The 7,483-nt window shown below is 73.2% G+C and carries 7 protein-coding genes and 2 pseudogenes; 6 read left to right on the top strand and 3 right to left on the bottom strand.

Going from position 1 to position 7,483, the window contains the following annotated elements; all coding sequences use genetic code 11:
• Positions 1 to 371: 371 nt before the first annotated feature.
• A complete protein-coding gene (locus ACZ56B_RS32445) occupies positions 372 to 653 on the bottom strand; it encodes an NIPSNAP family protein (RefSeq protein WP_468798554.1) in 282 nt (93 codons plus the stop codon).
• Positions 654 to 1,683: 1,030 nt separating this feature from the next.
• Here ACZ56B_RS32445 and ACZ56B_RS32440 point away from each other — a divergent pair.
• Positions 1,684 to 2,181 carry a DUF6283 family protein gene (locus ACZ56B_RS32440; RefSeq protein WP_468798557.1) on the top strand — a complete coding sequence of 166 codons (498 nt, stop codon included), beginning with the start codon at positions 1,684 to 1,686 and terminating at the stop codon, positions 2,179 to 2,181.
• Between the two features lie 86 nt (positions 2,182 to 2,267).
• The gene (locus ACZ56B_RS32435; RefSeq protein ID WP_468798551.1) at positions 2,268 to 2,642 is read left to right on the top strand and encodes a hypothetical protein; all 375 of its coding nucleotides are present in this window, start codon (positions 2,268 to 2,270) and stop codon (positions 2,640 to 2,642) included.
• Positions 2,643 to 2,844: 202 nt separating this feature from the next.
• Here the strand turns inward: ACZ56B_RS32435 and tpg are convergent.
• Positions 2,845 to 3,397, bottom strand: a pseudogene (gene tpg / locus ACZ56B_RS32430) (telomere-protecting terminal protein Tpg).
• A gap of 204 nt (positions 3,398 to 3,601) precedes the next feature.
• Here tpg and ACZ56B_RS32425 point away from each other — a divergent pair.
• The 4 genes from ACZ56B_RS32425 to ACZ56B_RS32410 all read left to right on the top strand — a co-directional run bounded on the left by ACZ56B_RS32425 (position 3,602) and on the right by ACZ56B_RS32410 (position 5,589).
• Positions 3,602 to 4,018 (top strand): hypothetical protein, encoded by a 417-nt coding sequence (locus ACZ56B_RS32425; protein WP_468798548.1) that lies wholly within the window; start codon positions 3,602 to 3,604, stop codon positions 4,016 to 4,018.
• A 287-nt stretch (positions 4,019 to 4,305) separates the two neighbouring features.
• The gene (locus tag ACZ56B_RS32420) at positions 4,306 to 4,560 is read left to right on the top strand and encodes a hypothetical protein (protein WP_466689420.1); all 255 of its coding nucleotides are present in this window, start codon (positions 4,306 to 4,308) and stop codon (positions 4,558 to 4,560) included.
• On the top strand, positions 4,557 to 4,931 hold the full coding sequence (locus ACZ56B_RS32415) for a PIN domain-containing protein (protein WP_468798545.1): 375 nt from the start codon (positions 4,557 to 4,559) through the stop codon (positions 4,929 to 4,931). Before ACZ56B_RS32420 ends, ACZ56B_RS32415 begins: the two co-directional genes overlap by 4 nt.
• A 247-nt stretch (positions 4,932 to 5,178) precedes the next feature.
• The gene (locus ACZ56B_RS32410) at positions 5,179 to 5,589 is read left to right on the top strand and encodes a DUF6924 domain-containing protein (RefSeq protein ID WP_468798542.1); all 411 of its coding nucleotides are present in this window, start codon (positions 5,179 to 5,181) and stop codon (positions 5,587 to 5,589) included.
• Positions 5,590 to 6,434: 845 nt separating this feature from the next.
• Here the strand turns inward: ACZ56B_RS32410 and ACZ56B_RS32405 are convergent.
• Positions 6,435 to 7,316 (bottom strand): annotated as a pseudogene (locus tag ACZ56B_RS32405) (IS5 family transposase).
• Positions 7,317 to 7,483: the final 167 nt, after the last annotated feature.

Raw genomic sequence — 7,483 nt, 5'->3', positions numbered from 1 at the left:
CACCCCCCAGGTCATCCGTTCGACAGGGGGACACAGTCATGCCGGGCCCGGAGGCCAGCGGCCCTCTTGCAGGACCGCGAAGAAGATAACGGGGGGTACCGGGAGCGTCGAGCTGACCGCTCATGGCGTGGGGGTGGGCATGCTCGGCTCGTTGCGGGAGCTCGGTCTCGTCGCCTGTCTGGGGTTTGCCTTGGTCTACCGGGCGTGCGGCTCGCTCGAGGACTTCGGGGTGGCGGGCGCGGGCCCGCCACACCCTTCGAGGACGGCCGTGCCGCCCGCCACAGCCGCGGCGCGCGGGCCGCCCCGGCCGGACTGCCCGCCCACGGCCGGCGCCCCTGGGCCGGCACCGCGGGCCCAGCGGCGCCGACACGTCAGTAGCACTGCTCGACCGTGCGGTCGTCGGTGTGCAGGAGATAGTCGTCCGGGTCGAGGCCCATCGCCTCACGCTCGGGCGACGCCCAGTACCGCGCATTGCGCTCCGCGAAGCTCTCCGCGCCCTCGTAGGAGATCAGCCAGACGAACCGACTGCGCTCCCGGTCCACCCAGGCCCCGCCGATCTCGAAACCCAGCTCCAGCCGCAGCGGCACGATGTCGCTGCGCCACCGCTCCACCCACTCGTCGAGCAGCCCGTCGCGGACGGTATACGTACGCAACTGCGTGGTCCTGGGCACTCCTTGCCCTTCCGGTCGGGTCGGTCATCCGGCACGCCTGCGAGGACTGGATGCTCCCCACACCCCGGAAGCAAACACATGTTCGGCGATGAAGCATCCGAATGAGGCGATCTCCCAGGCCGGGTGCGACGCAGCGGGTGCGCCTGCGTGTCGATCCCGGCTGTGGCCTGCTGCCGCCCAGCCGTACCGGGCGGCGAGCCCGTCTTGAGGGCGAGACCCACGATGAGCCGGAGGCCCGGCGGCGGGGGCCGCGCGGGCCGGGCCGGCCGGCCGGAGGCGTACCGCCCCGCACGGCTGACCGGAACGTGATCGCCGTCCCGCCGCCACCCGCTATCTTCGGTGCCGCCGGTGCGGCACCACCGGCTGCTCCCCGTCCGCCCCGGGAGGAACCCATGACATCTGCGCAGGAGGCCTGGCCGCTGCGCGTGCGCGTGCACGGCGGCCGGGTCGACCACGCCGCCCGCCAGGAGCGCCCCGGCCGCTGGCAGATGGCGTGCCGGGCCCACCCCGTCCGCGCGGACGACCTTCAGCGGCCGCTGTGCGGCACGCCCTGTGCCTCCTGCGCCCGCGCCCTGGCCGAGGAGGCCGACCCCACCGCGGCCGCCGCCCGGGCACACCACCGAACCCTGCAGCGCCGACAGGCCGCCGGACAGCCGCCGCTGCCCGACAGCGCCCCCCTCCTCCCGGGCGGCACGACGCCGCCGGCCGGGCCGCCCGCCCGGGACACCGGCAGCGAGCACGACCGGCGCGTCCGCGCACGCCTGGCCGACCTGGCGGCCCGGCGCGGCTGCACGGTCGAGGAGATCCTCCGGCAGCTCAACGCCCACCCGGCCGCCGTCCGGCCCCCCGCTCCCGGAGCACCGGCCGCACCGGACACCGGCCCCGCCCCGCCCGCCGACAGGCCGCGCGTGGTGGCCCAGCGCCCCGCCGACGCCACCTGGGGCGTCGGCGGGGCCTGTGACGGGCCGCCGGCCGCGCCCCGTCACCCCTGCGCAGGCGCGCAGCCCTGCCCGTGGCGCCGGAACGCCCCCGCGGCCAGTTCCCGCCCCAGGCCTTCCTCCACTCCGCCCCCGGCAACCGCACCGGCGGCCCCAACGGCCGCTCCGGCTGCCACGCCAGCACCCCCGCCCGGCCCCTGCTGTGCGCGGGCTGGCTGCTCGCCGGAGCCGGCCACAACCCCCCAGATCCAGGACCTGCTGCGCTCCGGCACGCTGCCCCTGCCGGACCTTCCCGACGGTGTGGAGGTCTACGGCAGCTACGCGGAGATGGCCGTCGCCAACGGCGTCGACCCCGCCCTGCCGGCCCTCCACCCGGACAGGAAACCGGTGGACGACGCGGAGGACTTCCTCCCGATGAACGCTCTTGCCGACACGGACGAGGAACCGTCCGGGAACGGCTGACCCGACGGCCTCCAGGAGTCCGCGCACCGACCGGGCAGCATTCGTCGGCCCGGCGGAGACGGCCGTCTACAGCCCGACGTCGTCTTGTGGTTGACCGGTACTGGTCTTGAAGGTCGTGCATGTGCGCCAGAGGATTCGGAACGCGCCCACGAACTCCGGAAACGCCTCTGAAGCGAAAGGGATCATCGTGAAGGCAATGGGACGTGTTCTCGGCAGCGTGGCAATGACGGTGGCGTTGGCTGGCGGGGTGTCTGTCGCTGCCCAAGCAACGGCGGTGGCTTCCAGCGAGCCCGTAACCACGCAGGCGGCGGACACCTGTGCCTACCCGTACGTGTGTTTCTTCAAGAACGGCGTGAAGATCGGCCAGTTCCAGGATGTCACCAGTACCTGGCAGAACCTGCCGTCCCGCCCGTCCGGGCCCGGGCTGGTGGTTCAGAACACCCGCAACGACGATGTCGCCTACATCCGCTGGTCCGGTGGTGCCACGACGTGCATTCCCCCGAACAGCAGCTTCACCGTGACCAGTGGAACGCTGACAGGAGTACGGATCTCCAGCGCTGCCACCTGCTGACAGGCGCAGCAACGACGATGGGGCCCCCCGGGGGGCCCCATCGTCGTTGTGGTGAGCCCTGTGCCGCTGCCCACTCCAACCCGTGTCATCCTCACCCGGCGCGCACCCGCGCATCCACGGCAGACCTTTGCGCCCCCCCGGGGGAACGCCCCGCGCCTGACGAGAGGGCTGCCGCCTCCTCAGCCGTCGATGCGCTGAGGGACTACAGCCGGAACTCGAGGTCGAGGAGGTCAGTGAGTATCACTTCGAGGCCGTGGGCGCGGCGGCCGCCGTCGCGGAAGTACACCTCTCCCAGGGCCTCGGCCGCGACCTCACGGAGGTCGTCTTCGCTGTCACCGTCCTCCCGGGCTTTGAGGAGGCGGGCGGCATGGTGGGGCTGAGGTGACGCACGCGGTCCTGGTCGGTAGTGCCGGGAGCGGCTTTGTAGCCGAACCGGGCATGGACATCGATCATGATGCCGCTCGTGGTGGCCGCGGCCTGCTTCGCCCTGGCCCTGACCTGCGGCTGCCAGCGTGCGCGCACCTCGCGTCCGAGGCGGTCGGCGAGCTGCGGCCGGGGGTTTTGATCTGGTTCTTCACGTACCGTTCGACGGTGCGCTGGCTGATGCCGAGCAGCTCGGCCACGCGCCGGGTGCTGCGCTGATGCTGCTTGACCAGGTAACGCATCCGCGCTCCGGCCGACCTGGGCACAGGTCGCGTGAACGCGCTCTGCACCGCCTTGTCGGCACCTGGGTCCCGTCCTGGTGCGACGACCAGTTCACCCAGCTCCTCGAGGCGTTCCCCGGCCGCGCCCACCCCTTCCCCGGCACCCGGTTCACCCACCCGCGCCCCGACCCCCTCCCCCAGGCCCGCCGCCATGCCGCCCTCTTCGCCGGGTTCAGCGCCGCCCCGGCCGTCCCCCCGCCACCCCCTGCAGCAGCCGCGCACCATCCCGGCCCCGGACGGAAGGCAGACCCCGCCATGGACAGCAGCCCCGGCCCCGACACCGTGATGTACGAGATGACCCAGCCCACCCCGGACGAGGCCCGCGCGGCCTTCTGGGCCCAGCGTAAGCAGCGGGCCGGGGAACTCCTCGTCCCGGCCCGGCCCGCCGGCCCCGCGGGCGACCAGGACGACCGGATCACCCTCTCCCACGAGGAGTTGCGCGCGGCGCTGGAGGATCCCGACACGCAGCAGGCGCTGCAGCAGAAGAGCGCCGAGGTGGGGGCGGCCACGCGCCAGCGCCTTGAGCAGGCGGCCGCGGCCTCCGCCGCTGCCCGGCCCGGCGGCCCGGAAGCATCCCGTGCCCGCCGGCCGGACGGGAACGACGCCGCCCAGCGCGCCGCCCGGCAGGCCCAGACGCCCACGGCACCCCCCTCGCCGGGCCCGCGGCCGTAGAACGGGAGCGCCACGGCGACGTGGTGGTCCGGCTCGGGGGCCGGCCGCGGCGGCACCGCGCGTCGCGCCCGTCGCCGGGCGGCCCGGGCGGGGAGCACGCCGGGCGCGGCGCGGGCGCCGTTGTGCCCGCCCGCGCCGCCGCGCTTTCTCGATCGGATGACGGCGGACCGGTTGTGCGCGGACGCGGCCGTCTGTGACGGCTTGCGCGGCACCCGATGCCCGCCCGGTAGCCACAAGCCGGCCGGAACCACTGCCGCACGGATTCTACCGCCGGTAGAATCGTCGGTATGAGCAAGCCGACGAGCATCAAGACCAGCGAGGACGTACGCGACCGGCTGCGTGTCCTCGCCGAAGAGCGCGGCACCACCATCACCGAGCTGCTGGCAGAGCTCGCCTCCCGCGAGCTCACGCAGGCCGAACGGGAGCAGCGCGCCGCCGAGGCGGCCCGTGAGCTCGGCATCCCGTACACGGAGCAGGTCCGGCGGGCCGGTCAGGACGCCTGGGCGAAGATCCGCGCCCATCAGGGCGGCGCCGCCGCGTGAACCTGACGGCTGTCCTGGACCACACCGCCCTGGCCGCCCTGTACCGGGCCGACCCCTTTTTCACCGGCCTCTACATCGAGGCCTCCCGCGGCGCCGGCCGCGTCCTCATCCCCTCCCTGTCCCTCCTGGCCGCCGAGCGGCAGGTGCCCGGGGCGGGCAGGCACGCGGCCGCCCTGCGGTTCGCCGAGCACCTCCCGTTCACCGCCGCGCACTCGGTGGACGCGATGGACTGGAAAGACGTGGACTGGCCGGTGGCCCACGCGGCCGCGGTCGCCTGGCAGGCGGTCAAGGCAGGGGAGCCTTCCACGGTGCTGTCGCTGGAACCCGAGCGGTACGCGGGTACCGGCATCACTCCGCTGAACCCCACTTGACCCGCACGCCGGGCGAAGGCGGGGCCGCCTCCCGGGGGAGGGGCGTCGCCCTTGCCGGGTTCAGAGCCCGGCCTGCAGGCATGTTGCGGCGAAGACCGCTGCCGGCCGGGCTGCTGGGCGCCGAAGCCGCTGACCGGCCCGGTCAAACGCCGGACGCGGACGCCGTGCATGCGCACGACTCGTCAAGATCATCTCTCGCTGGTGCTGTGGCCGGATTGATGCACCGGGTCGGCGGTACGGTCCGTGCATGAACCGGCTCCCCTGCACCGTGGAAGTCCTCGTCGTGCGCACCGACTTCTCGGCGGAGGGCGCCTGGGACGCGCTGCGGGAGGCGCTGTTCTCGCCGAGCAGGGACGGCTTCCTGGCCAACGTCGCCCTCGTCGATGACGGAAGGTACGAGGGCTTGACCCCCGACCAGGCCCTCGACCTGATCCCCGCGGAGTACCGGCATCCCCTTCTGGTCCTGGCGGACTCTGTGACTGTCGCCTCGGCCGAACGGCCCCTCCTTGTGGTGGATCTGGGGGCTGAGCGTGGGCGTCGTGTCCGGGTTGCAGCAGCCGAGTTGTGGAGCATCGAGAACAACCTCTCGGGTGCGAACATGGACTTCGGGGAGTTCGTCGGCGCCGTCGACGACGACGGCGTGTTCCGGGGCTTTTGAGTCACCGGCCGCCAAGGCGGTCAGGCTGCCACTGCGAGTGTGCGTCCGCCCCAGCGGAGGCCCTTCTCGCTGCGGATGCGAGCGCACCCCCGTCACTCGCCCTCCCCCCCGGAGGCAGCGCGGCGGGAGCACGCGCCGTGCTCCACTGCGGTCGGGCGGCCGTGTCGCTTCCGCTTGACACAGATGTCGCCTCGGCACGACACGGCGCACCAGTCGTGTCCGGGTCCGTTCAGGCCGGCAACCGGTCACCCGGCCGCCGATTGAGCGCAGGCACGCCTGGGGCAGCGACCGCAGATTGTCTCTCGGCATGGCCACCGCCTCGCTCCCCGTCCCTTCTACCCTGTTCATCGCTCGGGAGGCCCGGGCCGGGGAAGGGAAGCGGTAACCGCGGTGCGCCCACGCGCGGGGAGCTGGCGCACCTGGTGCCGCTCCGGGATGGCAGCCGGGGCCTGGCGGAGAGCCCGCAGCGACCCGTCCCGGCGGCACGGAGGGGCACCAGGTGGCCGAGGCGGAGACAGGGCATCCGGGCCGTGCTGCCGCACCCGGCGCGGACGCCCCCCGCGTGGGGATCCACGGCCGCGCCCGCCGTTCTTCAGGCGAACGCGGCGCGGTTCAGTCCGGCAATGGTCTCAGGGCGGCGGTCGTCGAGGGTGCGGCCCCATTTCAGGTTGGAGTACCACACCGGCCGTCCGGTGGCCGGGTCGCGGAAGCCGACGGTGCATCGCGCGGGCGGGCCCGCACCCCATGTGCGGTGACAGCCGGTTTGGTCGTCCGGGTTTGGCGGTGCCTGACCTGCCGCAGGGAGGGAAGGGGGCGCGCCCGGACGTTAGGCACTGTCCGATGGATCATGGTTTGAGCCATAAGCGGATCGCTGCGACTGTGACGGTCCCGTGGAAGACGTAGGCCCGCTTGTCGTAACGGGTGGCGACCACCCGGGAGTTCGTGAGGCGGTTCACTGTGCGTTCGACCTCGTTGCGGCGCCGGTAGAGCTCGCGGTCGAAGCCGGTGGGCCGGCCGCCCGCGCTGCCTCTGCGTCGGCGGTCGGCCCGCTGGTCCTTCGGCTCCGGGATCGTGTGCCGGATGCGGCGTCTTCGCAGGTGGCGGCGGTTGCGGCGCGAGCTGTATGCCTTGTCGCCGCTGACGTGGTCGGGCCGGGTTCTGGGCCGTCCACGTCAGCGGTCGGGCCACCCGGATCCGGTCCAGGACCTCGATCAGCTGTGGAGCGTCGCCCCACTGGCCGGGCGTGACCAGGACAGCCATGGGACGGCAGCCGCCTTCGCCGGCGAGGTGAATCTTGCAGGTCAGGCCACCCCGGAACCGTCCAAGTCCCTCGTCGGGGCGGTGGTGCCGGGGCGTGGTCCTTTTTTCGGGATCCGCGGCCGGGCCCTGCGGGCGCCGGCCGCGTGCTGATGGGCCCGGCAGGACGTCGAGTCGACGCCGACCATCGACCCGTCGATCCGGCCGGCGAGGTCGGCGTCGGCCTGGACCGCCTGCAGGATCCGGTCCCACGTGCCGTCCGCCGACCAGCGACGATGCCGTTCGTAGACGGTCTTCCACGACCCGTGGCGTCCCGGCAGGTCCCGCCAGGGGACACCGGTCCGGATCCGGAACAGGACCCCGTTGACCACGGTGCGATGGTCGTTCCACCGGCCACCCCGACCACCTGACGGCGGCAGACGCGGCTCCAGCAGCGACCACTCGTGGTTCGTCAGATCCCCCCGCCCCATGCCCGAACCAACGAGCGACCAGCCATAAGGTCACATGATCCGCCGGACAGGGCCTAGTAGTGCTTCGTTACGTTGGGTGATCTTTGCTGGTGGTGGGCATCCTCTCCGGTATGAGGCTGGGGGAGGTGGAACGGCTCCGGGGCGAGTTATCGGGGTTCGTTGCCGAT

The organism is Streptomyces sp. NPDC034670, assembly GCF_055574875.1.
The sequence above is the reverse complement of the archived record's forward strand: the minus strand, read 5'-3'. Positions and strand labels throughout refer to the sequence as shown.

Bases quoted from the DNA above. Each gene is read 5' to 3' on its own strand.
- ACZ56B_RS32435 (WP_468798551.1), top strand. From the start codon at position 2,268: ATGGGACGTGTTCTCGGCAGCGTGGCAATGACGGTGGCGTTGGCTGGC.
- ACZ56B_RS32425 (WP_468798548.1), top strand. From the start codon at position 3,602: ATGGACAGCAGCCCCGGCCCCGACACCGTGATGTACGAGATGACCCAG.
- ACZ56B_RS32420 (WP_466689420.1), top strand. From the start codon at position 4,306: ATGAGCAAGCCGACGAGCATCAAGACCAGCGAGGACGTACGCGACCGG.
- ACZ56B_RS32410 (WP_468798542.1), top strand. From the start codon at position 5,179: ATGAACCGGCTCCCCTGCACCGTGGAAGTCCTCGTCGTGCGCACCGAC.